The organism is Escherichia sp. AM3 (genome assembly GCF_032029835.1).
GTDB classification, from domain to species: domain Bacteria; phylum Pseudomonadota; class Gammaproteobacteria; order Enterobacterales; family Enterobacteriaceae; genus Escherichia; species Escherichia coli.
In genome coordinates, this window is the sequence record NZ_JAVUPQ010001284.1 from 1 (window position 1) to 239 (window position 239).

1 protein-coding gene is annotated in these 239 nt (G+C 61.1%); it reads left to right on the forward strand.

Going from position 1 to position 239, the window contains the following annotated elements:
• Window positions 1-239: methyltransferase (locus tag RTW80_RS30690; RefSeq protein ID WP_312722028.1), on the forward strand; the 239-nt coding region annotated here is incomplete at both ends.

Genomic DNA, 239 nt, shown 5'->3' on the forward strand with positions numbered 1-239 from the left:
CCCTGACGCCTCACACCAAGGGCAAGGTGCTGGACGTCGGCTGTGGCGCGGGCGTGCTGTCAACGGTTCTCGCCAGCCACTCACCAAAAGTGCGGTTAAACCTGTGTGACGTGAGCGCCCCGGCAGTAGAAGCCAGCCGCGCCACGCTTGCTGCGAATGGCATAGAAGGTGACGTGTTTGCCAGCAACGTTTTCTCCGACGTGACCGGTCGCTTTGACATGATCATCTCTAACCCGCCC